This is a genomic window from Algivirga pacifica, from assembly GCF_039543525.1.
In the GTDB taxonomy this organism is placed as follows: domain Bacteria; phylum Bacteroidota; class Bacteroidia; order Cytophagales; family Flammeovirgaceae; genus Algivirga; species Algivirga pacifica.
This window is the reverse complement of the sequence record NZ_BAABJX010000001.1, coordinates 40,864-56,956: the sequence shown is the minus strand read 5'-3', so window position 1 is coordinate 56,956 and position 16,093 is coordinate 40,864. Positions and strand designations below refer to the sequence as shown.

The 16,093-nt window shown below is 40.5% G+C and carries 11 protein-coding genes; 3 read left to right on the top strand and 8 right to left on the bottom strand.

The genetic code is table 11. From position 1 onward, the window contains the following. Positions 1-495: 495 nt before the first annotated feature. The 5 genes from ABD985_RS00230 to ABD985_RS00210 form a co-directional block, all read right to left on the bottom strand. Entirely contained in the window at positions 496-702 is a 207-nt protein-coding gene (locus ABD985_RS00230; protein WP_345368393.1) for a hypothetical protein, read from the bottom strand. 737 nt (positions 703-1,439) lie between these two features. Continuing rightward, entirely contained in the window at positions 1,440-2,855 is a 1,416-nt protein-coding gene (locus tag ABD985_RS00225) for a hypothetical protein (protein ID WP_345368392.1), read from the bottom strand. Between the two features lie 473 nt (positions 2,856-3,328). Then, a complete protein-coding gene (locus ABD985_RS00220) occupies positions 3,329-3,850 on the bottom strand; it encodes a transposase (RefSeq protein WP_345368391.1) in 522 nt (173 codons plus the stop codon). A 288-nt stretch (positions 3,851-4,138) separates the two neighbouring features. Beyond that, positions 4,139-5,479: a Na+/H+ antiporter NhaC family protein gene (locus tag ABD985_RS00215; RefSeq protein WP_345368390.1), complete on the bottom strand. Its 1,341-nt coding sequence runs from the start codon at positions 5,477-5,479 to the stop codon at positions 4,139-4,141. Between the two features lie 494 nt (positions 5,480-5,973). Beyond that, positions 5,974-6,963, bottom strand: coding sequence for an aspartate-semialdehyde dehydrogenase (locus tag ABD985_RS00210; RefSeq protein ID WP_345368389.1), 990 nt, complete (start codon positions 6,961-6,963; stop codon positions 5,974-5,976). 402 nt (positions 6,964-7,365) lie between these two features. Between ABD985_RS00210 and ABD985_RS00205 the strand changes: the two genes are divergently transcribed. Then, on the top strand, positions 7,366-8,280 hold the full coding sequence (locus ABD985_RS00205; RefSeq protein ID WP_345368388.1) for an acyloxyacyl hydrolase: 915 nt from the start codon (positions 7,366-7,368) through the stop codon (positions 8,278-8,280). Positions 8,281-8,454: 174 nt separating this feature from the next. Here the strand turns inward: ABD985_RS00205 and ABD985_RS00200 are convergent, their stop codons facing one another. Both ABD985_RS00200 and ABD985_RS00195 read right to left on the bottom strand, forming a co-directional pair. Beyond that, positions 8,455-9,960: a hypothetical protein gene (locus ABD985_RS00200; RefSeq protein WP_345368387.1), complete on the bottom strand. Its 1,506-nt coding sequence runs from the start codon at positions 9,958-9,960 to the stop codon at positions 8,455-8,457. Positions 9,961-10,623: 663 nt separating this feature from the next. Next, positions 10,624-12,171: an NFACT RNA binding domain-containing protein gene (locus tag ABD985_RS00195; protein WP_345368386.1), complete on the bottom strand. Its 1,548-nt coding sequence runs from the start codon at positions 12,169-12,171 to the stop codon at positions 10,624-10,626. A 172-nt stretch (positions 12,172-12,343) separates the two neighbouring features. Between ABD985_RS00195 and ABD985_RS00190 the strand changes: the two genes are divergently transcribed. Both ABD985_RS00190 and lepB read left to right on the top strand, forming a co-directional pair. Beyond that, a complete protein-coding gene (locus ABD985_RS00190; RefSeq protein ID WP_345368385.1) occupies positions 12,344-13,120 on the top strand; it encodes an NYN domain-containing protein in 777 nt (258 codons plus the stop codon). A 545-nt stretch (positions 13,121-13,665) separates the two neighbouring features. Further along, positions 13,666-14,808 carry a signal peptidase I gene (gene lepB, locus ABD985_RS00185; RefSeq protein WP_345368384.1) on the top strand — a complete coding sequence of 381 codons (1,143 nt, stop codon included), beginning with the start codon at positions 13,666-13,668 and terminating at the stop codon, positions 14,806-14,808. Between the two features lie 210 nt (positions 14,809-15,018). Here the strand turns inward: lepB and rfaE1 are convergent, their stop codons facing one another. Further along, positions 15,019-15,993 (bottom strand): D-glycero-beta-D-manno-heptose-7-phosphate kinase, encoded by a 975-nt coding sequence (gene rfaE1, locus ABD985_RS00180; RefSeq protein WP_345368383.1) that lies wholly within the window; start codon positions 15,991-15,993, stop codon positions 15,019-15,021. Positions 15,994-16,093 lie beyond the last annotated feature (100 nt).

Below are 16,093 nucleotides of genomic sequence, written 5' to 3'. Positions count from 1 at the left end.
ATGTTTACTATGTCAGTTATATTTGTAATGAACCAATAAGGAAATATGTACCAAGTATTTCGTTCTACGCGTATTTTACGCAACCGGTTTCGGTTAAAATTGACATCATAATTTATTCCTTCATCTCAAAATTTTAGTGCAATGAACAGAGAGCAAATCCTAAAACAAGACGCAATGTATTTACAAGAAGTGAAGAAGAATATGGTGAAGTTGGATAAGAAGAGACGCTAAGGCGTACCCCTTGCATCTATTGATAGCTGAAGCACCCGTATAAAGTCAGTAAGACTTTACAAGAAAAACAGGAACCACTTTCCTGAACTATTGAATACAAAGTTTGGAAAAGTATCCAGTCATTTCATTTGCGATTGACCAATGAACGAAAAGCAGAGAGAGAAAGAATGTGTAAGAAGGGGCTGCAGGGAAGATCTTTTGATACTCTGATAGACATTCAAAGACACACAAAGAACGATAGGGTTTGAAATTTTATTTCAAACCCTATTTTTTTGACACCAACTCATCCAGCATACGGAGACTGCGCTCCTCCAGGGCTTTCTCTGAGTTAGCTTTATCTAAGACTTCTTCCCAGGATTGTTCTTTGAGCTGCTGATACAATTCCTCGATCTTTAACCATTCCTCATAAGGAACGATCACCGAGGAAATATTACCATCTTGGTCGTGAATATATTGAAGTTTTCGCTTCATAAGTTTTTTTCCGGACTAATCCCATTTTGGGGTATTACTAAAAATAACATAGCCTGCTCATATTCTTAAAATAAAAGGCAGGCACGTTGTGGAAATTAGAAGGTAGCCAATAGAACGCTACTCCCTATAAAGCTAAAATAATACAATTTTTTATTAAAAAAATTAATAAGAAGTAAAAATTTCTTGTGAGAAGAAGTAGCATGAGGAAGCGATAGTTTATAGCACAAAGATCTCAGTCTACACGAAAGCCAACAAACAGCAGTACTCCCGCCGGGGCGCCCCTTGTGGGCGCCCGACCGTCTCTATGAAAAGAGTAGTTTTCAATTTGTTTTCGTAAGAGCAGCCGAGACCTTTCTATGAAAGCGTAGGCTTCGGTTTAGTGTTGGTGCTCTTAGCTGATGTCGGGGCGACCACGAGGGCCGCCCTTGCGCTTAGTTGCTTCTAGGTTACGTCGGGGCGACCACAAGGGTCGCCCGTGAGAAGTGTGAAGCGTAAGGAGCTGAGTAGCTAATCCCTATCCGCAGTGGCCACAAAAAAAAGAAGCCCCATTCCGAAGGGATGAGGCTTCTTTCTTAAAATTTATTTCAATGTAAGAGCAACGCTCCCACAAAAGTCATAATTTTGCTCACTGCTCACTGCTCACTGCTCACTGCTCACTGCTCACTGCTCACTGCTCACTGCTCACTGCTCACTGCTCACTGCTCACTGCTCACTGCTCACTGCTCACTGCTCACTGTCTACTGACGAAGTATCTTCAAGCTCTCTTGCTTATTCGCACTAATCACCTTCAAGACCGAAAGCCCCTTAGCAATCTGCTTCTCCGGTACGTTGATCATCGTATAGCCACCTTTCAGTGTCACACGCTTCTCAAACGTCACTTGACCTTGCTGGTTAACCAATGCCAGATACACTTGCTGTGTCACTGGGCTATAGATTTGCATACTATAGTTATCTCCTTTTCCAAGAAGGTTTTTACCGCTATTCACCTCCATCGTACGAACACTAGAAGAAGGATTGATCATCAGGTTATAGTACTCAAACTTCCCATCGATATCCACCTGCTTCAAGCGATAATATACCATACCAGATGGAGCGTTGAAATCTGTAAAGCTATACTCTGTCACAGCTTCGATTTCCCCTTCTCCATATCCATCTACCCTATCCAAAGAATCAAATGATTTTCCATCAATAGAGCGTTGTACGATGAAATAGTCATTATTTTCCTCATAGGTAGTCGCCCATGAAAGGGCTATATTTCCCTCTTTACGGTTGCCATTGAAGTAGGCTAACTCTACGGGGAGGGGGGTGATGGCAGAGCCTGTTAGTGACTTTCCATTTTTTCGAATTTCAAAAGTACATCCACAACCACTGTCTATCGTTATATCACTTGAGCTAGTATTGGTAATAGTAAAAGTAAGTCTATAGTAATAGTTATCTGGATCTGTTGTGTTATTAATTAAAGACCTCGTATCATAAGTCATATCGCTATAGGTTAATGAACCTGATTCTATTGTAGAGTAAGTTCCTGATTCACCGCCTTCTAGTAAATATTCGTACGTGAAACTTGCATTGTCGGAAAAGTTAGAGCTCCATATGATATCTACATTGAAAGGTGCTTTGTCTTGTGGAGATGTTGCTGAAAAATCTATATTAATAGGTCCATCATTGTTGGTACTACCTGAACATGAAACTTCGTCTAAATCTCCTGATTGATATTCAGTGCCTCCGATGTCAATTACTTTAGTTCCTAGACCAGGGTTAGTACAATCTACAATAGCATCACTAGTGGGGCATGAAGAGGAAACGTTGATACTTGAACCTGAAGCAAGAAGTAACTTATTGTCTTTGTCAACACATAAGATTCCAGAATTATCATAATCAATTGTAATTATGACAGTAAACTCACCACCATTCCCATCTGTAGCTGTTTTGAAATCATTTATTAAAGTTATTGTTCCACTTGTGATCTGTATATTTACAACATCACCTGCTTTTAGAGTGCTTGTGGTGGGGCTGAGGTCTGGAATGATAGATGATAGATCCTTTGTGCTTGTACCACTTAATGTAACATTATATGTGGTTGCATGTATCCATGTATTGGAAAGTACAATGTTAATTATAATAAGTACTAACGAGCGTATAAAAGTTCTCATATTTTTAGCTAAATCAAGTGGCAAGGAAGTAGTCATGTTTTATTAGAAGTTATTTCTTCTATCCCTTCAAAAACGATGCAAGTTAAAGAATGTTATATAAATATTTTAAAAAAAATATAGAGAAGGTGCAATAAAAGCTATAAATGATGAAAATGCAGGATGTTAGTATTTTTTAGCGGCTAACGGAGTACTGTTGGCTATGGAAAAAGTAGTTGAGGACAGAGAAAGAAAAGCTAGTCAACGACAGTAGTATCTCAATCTGCACAAAAGCAAGCCAACAGCAGTGCCCCCGCCGGGGCGCCCCTTGTGGGCGCCCGACCGTCTCTATGAAAACGAAAGCTCTCAATTTTTTTTAAAAGGCTGCTGTTAGAGGGTTTGTTGCTAGCTTTTGGTTTACTGCTTTTAGGTTACGTCGGGGCGACCACGAGGGTCGCCCGTGAGAAGTGTGGAGCGCGGGAGCGAGCTGCTTATAGTTACTGTCTTCTCTCCCAGTATCGACTACGTGTTTCTATCCATTTTTTCGGGTTGTTGTGGATGTAACGGGAGATGTTGAAGTACGCCCGTTCATCTCGTATGATGATGTCCCAGTAGTCCCTTTGCCAGAGTCTTTTGTGAAAGGGCTTCCATCCTCTTGATTTTATGCCCTTGATGTACTCGCAGGTGGTGATGGATTTAAAAGCTCCTACAATTTCCCCTAATGCAGATGTATGCTCATTGCTGTAGGTGATCTCTAAAATTGAATGAAAGTGATTGGGCATGACTACGAAGGCATGTAGTCGTATGTTGTCGAAGCGGCTAGTGAGTTTTTTCCATTCTTCTTCGACCATCATGCCGGGATAAGAGAGAGCCATCTGTTTATATCGAACTCTAGCAAAGGGGTGAAAGCGTTTCATATGCTGACAGGAGATGGTGAGAAAGTAGAGGCCTTTCTGTTTGTAATCATGATTTTTCTTGCGAATTGAACGTCGCTTATGAATGAGTGGGTGATAGTACATCGCTGTAGTAGGTATTTGGGTTAATAATGAGGATGCCAGAAGTAGCTGGCAGAACAGCGATGATAAAAAGTCAGAAGATAACTATATGGTCTCGGCCTTCACAAAAGTTAATAAACAGCAGTGCCCTCGCCGGGGCGCCCCTTGTGGGCGCCCGACCGTCTCTATGAAAACGGAAGCTCTCAATTTTTTCTAAAGGCTGCCGTTGGAGGAGGTGTTGCTAGCTTTTGGTTTACTGCTTTTAGGTTACGTCGGGGCGACCACAAGGGTCGCCCGTGAGAAGAGTGGTTCTTAGGCGGTGGTGGTCGCTTCCTGATCTTTTTTCAGGAAGATGAAGAGAAGGGTGCTCAGTCCCATCAGGTAAGGGTAGAACATATAGCCCATGATCTGCAGTGGAGTCACGGCTTGGGAGGCGATCCCCACGGCAATCAGAATCTGTGCTCCATAAGGTAGAATGCCTTGTGCAAAGCAGGAAAAGGTATCCAGAATACTGGCAGACCTTTTAGGGGTGATCTGGAATTTCTGAGCGATATCCTTCGCAATGGGACCTGCAACTATAATGGCAATCGTATTATTGGCCGTACAAGCGCCCACTAAAGAAATCAATACACCTATGCCTAGTTCGGCTCCTTTCTTACTTTTGACACGCTTAAGGATTTGATCAATAATAAAGTTGATTCCTCCATTATGACGGATCATACTAACCATTCCTCCAATGATTAAACACATGACGACTAGCTCAGACATGCCACTGATACCGGTTTGTATGGCAGCTCCGTAGGCTTTCCAGTTAAAGGCTCCAGTATATAGTCCGATAGCCCCTGAGATAAGAATACCTCCAGAGAGTACGATCATCACATGTACACCGGCTACGGCAGCTAATAATACTAGTACATAAGGGAGTACTTTGATCCATTCGTAAGGGTATTCCTCTCCACTAGAAGGGACATTACCGTAGTTCATAACGACGTAAATGATGATGGTTAGGACTGCCGCAGGCATAACGATCTTGAAGTTCTCCTGAAACTTATCACTCATCTTGGCTCCCTGTGTACGGGATGCGGCGATGGTGGTGTCGGAAATCATGGACAGGTTGTCTCCGAACATTGCCCCTCCAATTACTGCGCCTAGCACCATGGGTAAAGGAAGTCCTATTTGCTCTGCTAAGGCAACACCTATGGGTGCTACGGCACTGACGGTTCCCACGGAAGTGCCAATGGAAATAGCAATAAAGCAAGCCACCACAAAAAGGCCGGCGACTAAGATCTCAGCCGGCAATAGCGTAAGTCCAAGGTTGACTGTAGAGGTAATGGCACCCATTTCCCTACCTACCTGTGCGAATGCCCCTGCCAGAATAAAGATCAAGCTCATTTGCATAATATCACCGTGTCCCATACCCTTAGCAAATAACGCGATGCGTTCTGCAAAAGGAGTTTTCCAGTCCAATAAAAGGGAAGATGCTCCCGCCACCAAAAATGCCAGGATAGCCGGAAAGGCATAAAAGTCTCCAGTGATAATAGAAGTGCCTAAATACGTTACCAAAAATACCCCCAAAGGCAGTAGTGCTTTTCCGCTTTTTTTCGGAACAGCCTGTTGTTTCTCGGGCGTTGCAGTTGTTTCGATGCTTGACATCTGTATATCGTTTAGTTTATTCTTTGCTTTGTTAAAGATGCAAAGGTAAGGGTTTCTGCCTTTTACGTTTTCTGAAGGGGCGTTGTATATTCTAACACTGAAAGGAAGAAGGGGGGATTTCTCCTCGTTCAAGGGGTTGTTTTATAGGATTATTCTAGTGAGGCGGGGAATAATAGGGGAATTTGCTGTTAATGAAGGATGAAGGATGAAGGATGAAGGATAAAGGATGAAGGATAAAGGATAAAGGATAAAGGATGAAGGATAAAGGATAAAGGATAAAGGATAAAGGATGAAGGATAAAGGATAAAGGATAAAGGATAAAGGATGAAGGATAAAGGATGAAGGATAAAGGATAAAGGATGAAGGATGAAATAAATATCTCTTATTCTTCTGCTAATGCCTATAAAAGATTTATCGCTTACCGTTTATTGCTCGTCATTATTAAACGATAAGCGATAAACAATAAGCGATAAACAAATATTTCTTGCCTCAACTTAAACCAGCTTGTTCTCTACCAGGTACTCTGCAATTTGCACAGTATTGGTTGCGGCGCCTTTACGAAGGTTGTCGGCAACAATCCACATGTTTAAGGTATTGTCCTGAGATTCGTCTCTTCTCAAACGTCCAACAAATGTTTCATCTCTATTGTGCGCATTCAGTGGCATAGGATAAACATTGTTTTCAGGGTCGTCTTGTACGATAATGCCTGGAGCTTCCTCCAAGATCTTTCTTACCTCAGCCAAGTCGAAATCTTTTTCAAACTCTATGTTTACAGATTCTGAGTGTCCACCCATAGTTGGGATACGTACCGTTGTAGCAGTAACACGGATACTATCGTCTCTCATAATCTTGTTAGTCTCCTTGATCATCTTCATTTCCTCTTTGGTGTAACCATTATCCTGGAATACATCGATGTGAGGAAGTACGTTCAAGTCAATGCGGTGAGGGTAAGCCATTTCTCCTTCTACGCCTTTACGTTCGTTGAATAGCTGGTCTACGGCCGCTTTTCCAGAGCCTGTTACGGACTGGTAAGTAGAAACCACTACACGCTTGATTTTATAAGCTTTGTGCAAAGGAGCCAAGGCTACGACCATCTGTATGGTAGAACAGTTAGGGTTGGCGATAATCTTATCCTCTGTTGTCAATGCGTCAGCATTTACTTCTGGTACGATTAGCTTTTTGGTAGGATCCATTCTCCATGCTGAAGAGTTATCGATCACTGTAGTGCCTGCCTCTGCAAAAAGAGGAGCATATTTTAAAGAGGTTCCTCCACCAGCAGAAAAAATGGCGATATCTGGACGCTGCGCAATAGCATCTTCAGGAGTGACCACCGTATATTCTTTGCCTTGGTAGCTTACTACTTTTCCTGCAGAACGAGGAGAAGCAACCAACAGCAGTTCATCAAATTGAAATTTTCTTTCGGCGATGACACGTAACATTTGCTCGCCTACCAAACCAGTTGCACCAACTAACGCTAACTTCATTGACTTTTTCCTTTATCTATGAGAAATTATTGAACTATTCGACTCAAAAGTAGAAATATAACAACAAATACCCTATATATTTGAGTATTTTATAATGTAAATAAAACACTAATTGTGACTAATAATACTCCGTGTATTATTTAAAACATGCTTATGGTTACTTGTTGTAAATTATCAACTCAATTAATAGAGATGATATATACTTTCGATATATGGAGACGCCTTACGAGCGAATTACTTGTACAGGCAAGATTAATAGTGCCCCTACTATTTTTTCTAATACCGATTATTGGAAGAGGACAAACTCAAGTTCCTCACATAGGAGCAAACCTCAATTATAGTTATTTCCTATGGAATGAAAATACATCACACCTCTCGAATTTAAGAGCTAAGGGAGTGGAAATGTCCTATCTCAAGCAAACAAATGGCCAAAAACCATGGCAGGTGGCTAACCATTATCCGTTATGGGGGATATCATTTCATTTTTTGGATTTTGGTTCAGTCGTGGAGTCACTGTATTCTTTTTCTTTGGATTATAAGCAGCCCATTTGGAGGAGTAAGCGGTTGGAGTACTACTTTCCTTTGGGTCTGGGAGCTGCTTATACCCCGAAGCATTATGATGTACAGCACAATCCATTGAACAATGCGATTGGTCAGTCTTTTTCATTTTTGTTGTATACAGGCATACAGCAATACTTAAGAATAGCTCCTGGTTGGAAATTGGAGGGGAGTATTAAAATATTACACTACTCCAATGGATCATTAGCTCAGCCCAATGATGGTATTAATACGTTGACCTTACAAGGAGGTGTTGTGTATGCTCCTTCCCAGACGTTACCGCAAGCAAAGCCTTATCCTGTGTATCATAAAAAATGGCAATGGTTAGTCGCTTCTGAAATAGGGTGGAAGTCCTATGAGGTAAACAGTGGACGCTATCCTTTTTATAATTTGTCCGTATTGGCTCGAAAGCCTTTTTCATTTAGTAATCAATGGGTGATAGGAACAGAATGGAGTTATAGCCCAGCACTTAGGGAAGAAATTCAATTTATCAACCGAATGAATGAGACGAGCATACCGGAGCAACAAAGTCTTTTGGCGATGCTTTCTGGGGTAGAGTTTGGTTTAGGGAGGGTGTCGATACCATTATTGATTGGTGCTCATGTCTACAAACCGAAAGGGATGGGGATTCCCTTAGTATTTCAAAAAGTGGGGATACGTTATCGTATTACGGATCAATGGATGGGGAGTCTGTTGCTGAAGACCTTTACAGGCAGATCCGATGGGGTTGGTTGGGGAGTTGCTTATCGAATGAGGTAGGGGCGACCACAATGCTGTCAATTTAAGCTGAAAGTAAAAAGGTAGAAACTGGTCGTAGGGTCGACCACGTCATGTAATGATACGACCTGAAGCGGGTTTGCACCACGCTTTCTACATGCACTATTTCCTTAAGTTAACAGCATTGGGGGCGACCACAAGGGGCGCCCCTGCTATCTACGGATTAATCAATTTTATGGTCTGTTGCTTATTGGCCGTAATAATCTTTAGGATAGATAACCCTTTGCTAAATTGCTGCTCAGGAACTAGTATACGGGTATATCCTCCCTTAATGCTTATTCGACGTTCATAGGTAACTTGTCCTTGTTGGTTGACTAAGACCATATATACTTGTTGGGTAACAGGACTATACATTTGAAGCTGTAGATCTCCTCCTTTATGTGGGTTCCCAGAGTAGTTTTCTACACTAATACTTCTTTGACTGCTCGATGGATTAATGACTAAGTTGTAGTACTCAAACTTTCCATCAATATCGACCTGCTTTAATCTATAGTAGATCAAACCTTGAGGAGCTTTTTCGTCTGTATAGGTATACTCAGTGATTTCTTCATACTCACCTTTCCCAAGTCCTTCAATTTGAGCGATTTCCTGAAAGTTTTTTCCGTCTATGGAACGTTGCACCTCGAAGTAGTCATTATTTTCTTCGTAAGTGGTGGCCCATTGTAGTACTACATTGCCATTATCTCTATTTCCAGAGAAATAAGCGAGTTCTACCGGTAATGCCGTGATGGCGAGCCCCCCTAAACCGGTTCCACTAGAAATGGTATATTGGCAAGAGCATACATCAGTATCCGTAATGTCTCCTCCAGTATAGGTTACAGTGGTAGAAATTTTGTAGTAGTGATTATAAATGTCTGTGATTTTGCTGCCATCAGTATCTGTGAAAGTGACTCCTCCAGAGGAGATAGATGGAGATCCTGTATATGCATTGTAAGTTGAAGCAGAAACATTATCTCCTCCTGAAATAGAGACTGAAGTTGCAGTTAGACCACTGTCATCAGTAAAAAAGGTTTCCCAATCAAAAGTAACAACGTGAGGAAGTACTTCATCATCTAGAGTGGCAGAAAAAGATTTTATGTAATTGCTATAGTTTCCAAGGCCATTGATATCAATATATCCAGCACAAATAATATCTTCCAGACTCTCTCCGGAAGGAATAACAACATTCTCCCCGAAACCTTCAATAGCAATAGCGATAGCTTCTTCACTGCTTTTTCCTTCACCTAATGCTTGTAAGTATCTAAAAATAATGGTGAACCAATCTCCTAGTCCAAGATTTCCTCCATTCCATTCAAAACGAGAAAAACTAATACTACCTGTTCCGATAAGGCTATTTGGATTGGGACAAGCATTCTCTAACCTTTCGATGGTAATGCTTGAGCCGTTAGTAAGAATTAGTTCATTTCCATTCAGGTCAAGACTTCCTTCTGGGTAAACAATAATATTGGAACCATCTAAAGAAGAAAAATCAGTACCATTATCCACAACGAGAGGTCCCATTACTCTAATATCTGGATTTCTACACTCTTCAGTGGTTATTGCATCCCGAATTTCTGAAGAACTCGCACCTGCACTGCCTACAGTAATATCACATCCGATTTGAGTAACTTGTCCATAACCTACGTTATGGTTTAGTAGATTGATAGAGACCATTAAAATCATTATAAAAGAGGATTTCAATAGAGAATATCTGATTACACAATAAACAATATTGTCGTTAGAAATTGATTGAGTGATCATATGCTTGGTTATAGTTTATTTGCGAGTTCAAAAAGACTTCTGATAGGCATCGAGGAGTCATAAAAAATGTACACTAGTAGTGTTCCTAAATAGGTGGTCTTGCTTCAGGAGGTATGCGTATTAGTTATCCCCTATTTTTTATTAGCAGGTGAGAAAAAGCAAAAATCTTTCAGGAAATCTATGATGTACTTTTTTGTAGGAAGTAATTCAATAACTGTACCTTTTTCATTCTAATACTTAGAAATAATAGGATTGTTTTAATAAAGTGTATTCTCTAGTTGAGGGAAGAAACATTCAATAACATAGTGCGTTATACTCTGAATGGGGTGATTCTTTTTGAGTGAAATCTCTTCAAGTGGGCTTATGTAAGTTTTTTTTGAGTTTGTTATTTTTTTTGAATGGAGAAAAATGAAAGAGCAGGTTTCTTAAAAAATACACTTGTATAGAACACAGTGTTAGGGGAGTGGTTCAAAAAGTATTCCAAACTAAAAAGAGATAGTCTACGAGAATTGTTAGGGTAAAGGAAGAAGGATGAAGGATTGTATATTTTATGCTAACACGTTACCTTCCTTCTTCCTTCTCCCGTTACTCACTCCATCTTTCTGGTTCTATCATAATTACTTGTTCCTTATCGACCATTACCGCTCCGGCAGGGTCTCCTTTTCGCTTGCGAACAAATTTCTTGGGCGTATAAATGACTGGGCAGAGACTATCTGTCTTTCGCTGGGAATAGTAAGCAGCCAAAGAAGCAGCCTTCTCAATCACTGGTAGAGGGAAGTTTTTTCCTGCTTGATATTTAATCACCACATGAGAGCCACTGACATCCCGGGCATGTAACCATAGGTCATTGTTCTTGGCATACTTCTGGGTAAGCAGGTCATTATTGGCAGCGCTTTTTCCCACCAAAATATCGAATCCCATAAAATGGAAATTACGGAATAGGTCTTCATTCTGCTGCTCTCTCAGTTTAAGAATACCTTCTGCCTTGGCATACTTTTTCAGCTCCTTGACATTATTTAGCTCCTGTAAGATCTCTATATGCTTTTTTAGGGTTGCTAGCTCTTGTTCTTTATGTTTGATATTCTCCGTAAGTCGCTCGATCTCTATTTTCTGGTTCTTGGCCTTTCGGTAATAGTTTTCAGCATTTTTCTGAGGTGTCAAGGTTTCATTTAACCTGATCTTGATATCCTTTTCCTGATAAAAATCGAACAGTGTGACTTTTTTACTTCTGCCAGGAATTTGATGTAGGTTAGCCATAATGATATTGGCAATTTCCTCATGTCGGCTATGATGTTCCAGCTCTTCCAGTTTCTGTAGATTCTTCAGAACATAATTCTCCCCTTGTGTGATTTTCTTACGCAGCATTTTAAGCAAGGGCTGTTTTTCTTGTTGCAAGAAGAAGTCTCGGCTATATTCATAGAAAAACTCATTGGCGGCTTCTATGGGATTGTTGAGCGTCTTCAAAACATTGCCAGCTTCAAAGAGAATAAACTGTGTGACTTCTTGCCACTCGGTAATATGGTAAGAAGGGGCTTCCAGTTGCTGTATAAGCTTTTCTACAAGTTGCCATTGCTCTGTTGGAGTACTGTCGTCAAATCCTTGCTCTTTGAGGTATCCTTTAGCTTCTTTTCCTAATGTTGGGTAGCACTTTCCCAAACCTTCCGCTAAGAACTGTTCTTTGGTTTGTACCAAAGGACGGTTTAAAGTAGCGGTATTTAGTTGTAAGTCTTCCTGATGTCGGTTTTGGAATAGCGCAATAGCTTGTTGCTTTTTAGTGAGGATAATATTGGAACGGTTTCCGTACATCTTAAAAACAAGTTGATAACCCTGCTCCATATCGATACTGAAAGCACGTTCATTTAAGTACTGGGTAGTTCCAAGTACTTTTACTCCAAGAACTTCCTTGAATAGTTCGACACTATTTCTTTTGCTGCGGTGAAAGTCTTTTGGGAATGTCAGTAGATTAACATTGGGAATTAGGGCTGCTCGTATCCAGAACTCTCTCTTGTCATCACAGAAACCCAATATGAGTTCATCTTTGTTTTGACTGAAACAAGTAGCCAGTTCGAGTCCTTGAACTGCAGGTGCTAGTGCAGCACTTAGTTGTCTTAAAAAGTAGTAATTATTAAACACGGGCAGTAGTGGTTGATTTGTTGTATGAATACTTGCTTGTGAGTAAATCAGATTCAAACTTATTGTATATGCGGATAATTTCCTTATAAATTAAAGGATAATCAACAAACAATAAACTCAACTAAACAATATGAACGAACGAAGTTCAATTAAACAATATGAACAACACGATATGAATAATAAGAAAGAACTAAGCCTAGCCGTATTAATAGATGCAGATAATGTGCCCTATAAGAACGTAAAGGGAATGATGGATGAGATGGCCAAGTTTGGTAATCCCACAATTAAAAGAATATACGGAGATTGGACTAAGCCTACCGTAGCAGGATGGAAGTCTGTATTGTTGGAGCACGCCATTACCCCTGTACAGCAATATAGTTATACCACTGGCAAGAATGCCACGGATTCTGCGATGATCATTGATGCAATGGATATTTTACACAGTGGTAAGGTAGATGGTTTTTGCTTAGTGTCCAGTGATAGCGATTTTACCCGATTGGCGACACGATTAAGAGAGTCGAGCATGTTTGTGTTAGGGCTAGGTGAGAAGAAAACGCCTCGCCCCTTTATCGTGGCTTGTGATAAATTTATCTATATAGAGATTCTAGATGCACATGAGGAAGAGGAGCAAGAGCCTGCAAAAACAAGTAGTAGTAACAAGAAAACTACTACACGTCGCCGACGCTCTGGTTTGGACAAGATAGATCATCGCCTGATTCAACTTTTCCGAACAACGATTAATGACTTGGGAGATGATGAAGGATGGGCTTTCTTAGGGCAAGTAGGAGAGCTAATTCTTAAGAAACGTCCTGACTTTGACCCAAGAAACTATGGGTTCAATAAGCTGACGGATATGCTGGAATCTATGACGAAGGTATTTGAAGTAGAAAGGAGAGATTCTGGTAAAGGGGCCAGAGGAAGCAAGCAGATTTATGTCAGAGTGAAATAACAATGGGCAGTGAACAGTGGGCAAATTAATTTTCAATGATCAATTTTCAATTTTTAATTAAAATGAATTACCCAAAAGGCTACTGAATTACTTCTAGAGTGTATTAATTATTGAAAATTGATAATTAATCATTGAAAATTAAAAAAAGCTATAGCATACCACTGACCTATGTTAAGAGCTCAGAGTCTTTTGCTTATACGAAACTAACCGTGATAAAGTCTAATGTTTATTTTATTAAATATGTTATTATTATTAACTTTTAATAGTTTAAATATTTGTCAATAAGATTCTATTGCTTATATTTGTGACATGCACTAATGAATGTTGGCTAGTTAGAGGCGTCTTATGTTTGTGAGATGTCTCTTTTTTTTGATGAAGGATGGGCGCCCCTTGTGGTCGCCCCGACGAAGGATATTTAATTTTGCTCCCTGCCTCCGTTCTGTTTAAGAAAGTTAAAAAGGGACATACAATAGCTGTCCTTTCTCTTTTTTTCGTATATATTCGAAATGGTTTTAAGCTAAGATTATAACATAGCATAATATAAAATGAGTTTTTTTAGTAAGAAGAGAGAGAAAAAGAAAAAAGGGGTGTTGAGAGAATGGTGGGATGCGATTGTTTTTGCTGTCATTGCTGCCACCTTGATTCGATGGGCATTTTTTGAGGCCTACACTATTCCGTCAGCGTCTATGGAGAAGAGTTTGTTGGTGGGAGACTTTTTGTTTGTGAGCAAGGTGCATTATGGACCTAGAACACCTCAGACACCTTTACAGGTCCCATTGACACATCAGACCATTTGGGGAACGGATATTCCATCTTACTTGGATTGGATTCAGTTGCCGCAATATAGATTGCCAGGGATTTCAGAAGTAAAAAGAGGAGATGTAGTAGTATTCAACACGCCAGATCCTACAAATACCTATGGCGATCACCCTGCAGATCTTAAGCTAAACTATATCAAGCGCTGTGTGGGAATAGCTGGAGATACCTTGCAAATTATTGATCAATTGGTACATATTAATGGAGAAGCGGGAGAGCAACCAGAGGACCTTCAGGTAAGGTATCAGATTGAGTCTACGCAGCGTTTCTCTAATATGTTTATGGATGACAATAACCTGTATACTTATTTTACTTCCCCTAATAACACCTATGCTTACCAGCAATATCTGACGCCAAGGGTGAGTAATGACGGGAAATATATTTACCAGGTGTCTGTGACAGAAGATCAGGCTGCTCAATTGGCTAAATATGATTTTATTACAGCGGTTGAAAAAGTAGATTTGGCATCTAACCCACTATCTAAGAGTGGTATTTTTGCAAACTCTACAGGATACCATGATTGGAGTATTGACAATTTTGGTCCACTGTATATTCCTAAAAAAGGAGATAAGATTGAGTTGACAGAAGCGACTATTCCATTGTATAGAACGATCATTGAGCAATATGAAGGAAATAGTGGGGTAATGTTCAATAATGGTAAATTATTCCAGGGAGGAGAGGAACTCACAGAGTATACCTTCAAGCAGAACTATTACTTTATGATGGGAGATAATCGCCATAACTCTGAAGATTCTCGTTATTGGGGCTTTGTCCCTGAGGACCGTATTATTGGTAAAGCGATGATGATCTGGATGTCTAAAGGAAATATTGATGGTATCCGTTGGGACCGCTTATTTGATTTAGTTGACTAAGGCCGATCGTCTAATACATATTATGAACAAAAAAACCTTCGATGATGAATCGAAGGTTTTTTTGTTCATAATAGTCAGTTGAACCGTTGAATTAAGCTTTGCGCCATTACATGGCGTCTTGATTTGAGTTGAATTGTTTATTGAGATCAGCAAACAACTCAACTCGAATCAACGATTCAACAAGTAGCGTAAGCTACCTCAACGATTCAACTAAATATATAGCTTCTTAGCCTCCTCCAGCAGTTTTGCTTTATCAATAGGCACTACTCCTAAGTGTTCACAAACCAGTCCACCGCCCAGGTTAGAAAGGGCTGCAATTTGAGGCAGCGGAATGCCTTTAGCCAGACAAAGGGACGCGATACTGATCACAGTGTCACCAGCGCCAGATACATCGGCAATCTCTCTTTTATGAGCAGGGATGTGCCAATCTTCTTTGAAGTCGGTAATGAATACACCATGTTCGGAAAGGGTGATGAGGAGGTGGTCAACTTTCATTTGATGCTGCAGTAATCGACTACCCTTGTGAACGATTTCTAATACGCTTCCTTCCATGTCTACTTGTAGGCCCTCTTTCATTTCTTTTAAATTAGGCTTAAACAAGGTAGCACCTTCGTAATGCATGAAGTTCCTTTTCTTAGGGTCTACCGTAGAAGGTATACCAAGTTGGTTGGCTACTTGGAGGATGGCTTGTATATTTTCCTGTGTCAGTACCCCCTTGTCATAATCTTCAAAGATCACGACATCGGCTTCTTGCAGTAATTCCTGTACCCTACGGACTAACGCATGGCTTTCACTTTCTGAAATAGGGTGAGTATCTTCTGAGTCAATGCGTACAATTTGCTGGGAACCGGCCAGGATACGATGCTTTACAGTTGTCTTTCGGTCTTTGCTCCTGATTAGCCCGTGTGTAGGAACTTCCATTTCTTGTAACAGGCCTTCAAGGGTATGGGCTTCCTCATCATCACCAATTACACTACAAAGAATGGGGGTAGCCCCTAACGCAGCTATATTTCTGGCAACGTTTGCAGCTCCTCCAAGTCTGCTTTCTCGTTGCTGTACATCTACGACAGGAACAGGCGCTTCTGGTGAGATGCGTGAGACCTTTCCCCAAACGTAGGAGTCAATCATTACGTCACCGATAATAAGTACTTTTAGCTGATTAAAAGAGTCGAATAATTTTTCCAAAATAAGGTAAAAGGTAAAAGGTAAAAGGTAAGGGCGACCCTTGTGGTCGCCCCTAAATATCAGGGCGAAATTTATTGCGCCCACAAAGATAAAAGAAAAG

Bases quoted from the DNA above. Each gene is read 5' to 3' on its own strand.
- ABD985_RS00230 (WP_345368393.1), bottom strand. From the start codon at position 702: ATGAAGCGAAAACTTCAATATATTCACGACCAAGATGGTAATATTTCC.
- ABD985_RS00225 (WP_345368392.1), bottom strand. From the start codon at position 2,855: ATGAGAACTTTTATACGCTCGTTAGTACTTATTATAATTAACATTGTA.
- ABD985_RS00220 (WP_345368391.1), bottom strand. From the start codon at position 3,850: ATGTACTATCACCCACTCATTCATAAGCGACGTTCAATTCGCAAGAAA.
- ABD985_RS00215 (WP_345368390.1), bottom strand. From the start codon at position 5,479: ATGTCAAGCATCGAAACAACTGCAACGCCCGAGAAACAACAGGCTGTT.
- ABD985_RS00210 (WP_345368389.1), bottom strand. From the start codon at position 6,963: ATGAAGTTAGCGTTAGTTGGTGCAACTGGTTTGGTAGGCGAGCAAATG.
- ABD985_RS00205 (WP_345368388.1), top strand. From the start codon at position 7,366: ATGTCCTATCTCAAGCAAACAAATGGCCAAAAACCATGGCAGGTGGCT.
- ABD985_RS00200 (WP_345368387.1), bottom strand. From the start codon at position 9,960: ATGATTTTAATGGTCTCTATCAATCTACTAAACCATAACGTAGGTTAT.
- ABD985_RS00190 (WP_345368385.1), top strand. From the start codon at position 12,344: ATGAATAATAAGAAAGAACTAAGCCTAGCCGTATTAATAGATGCAGAT.
- lepB (WP_345368384.1), top strand. From the start codon at position 13,666: ATGAGTTTTTTTAGTAAGAAGAGAGAGAAAAAGAAAAAAGGGGTGTTG.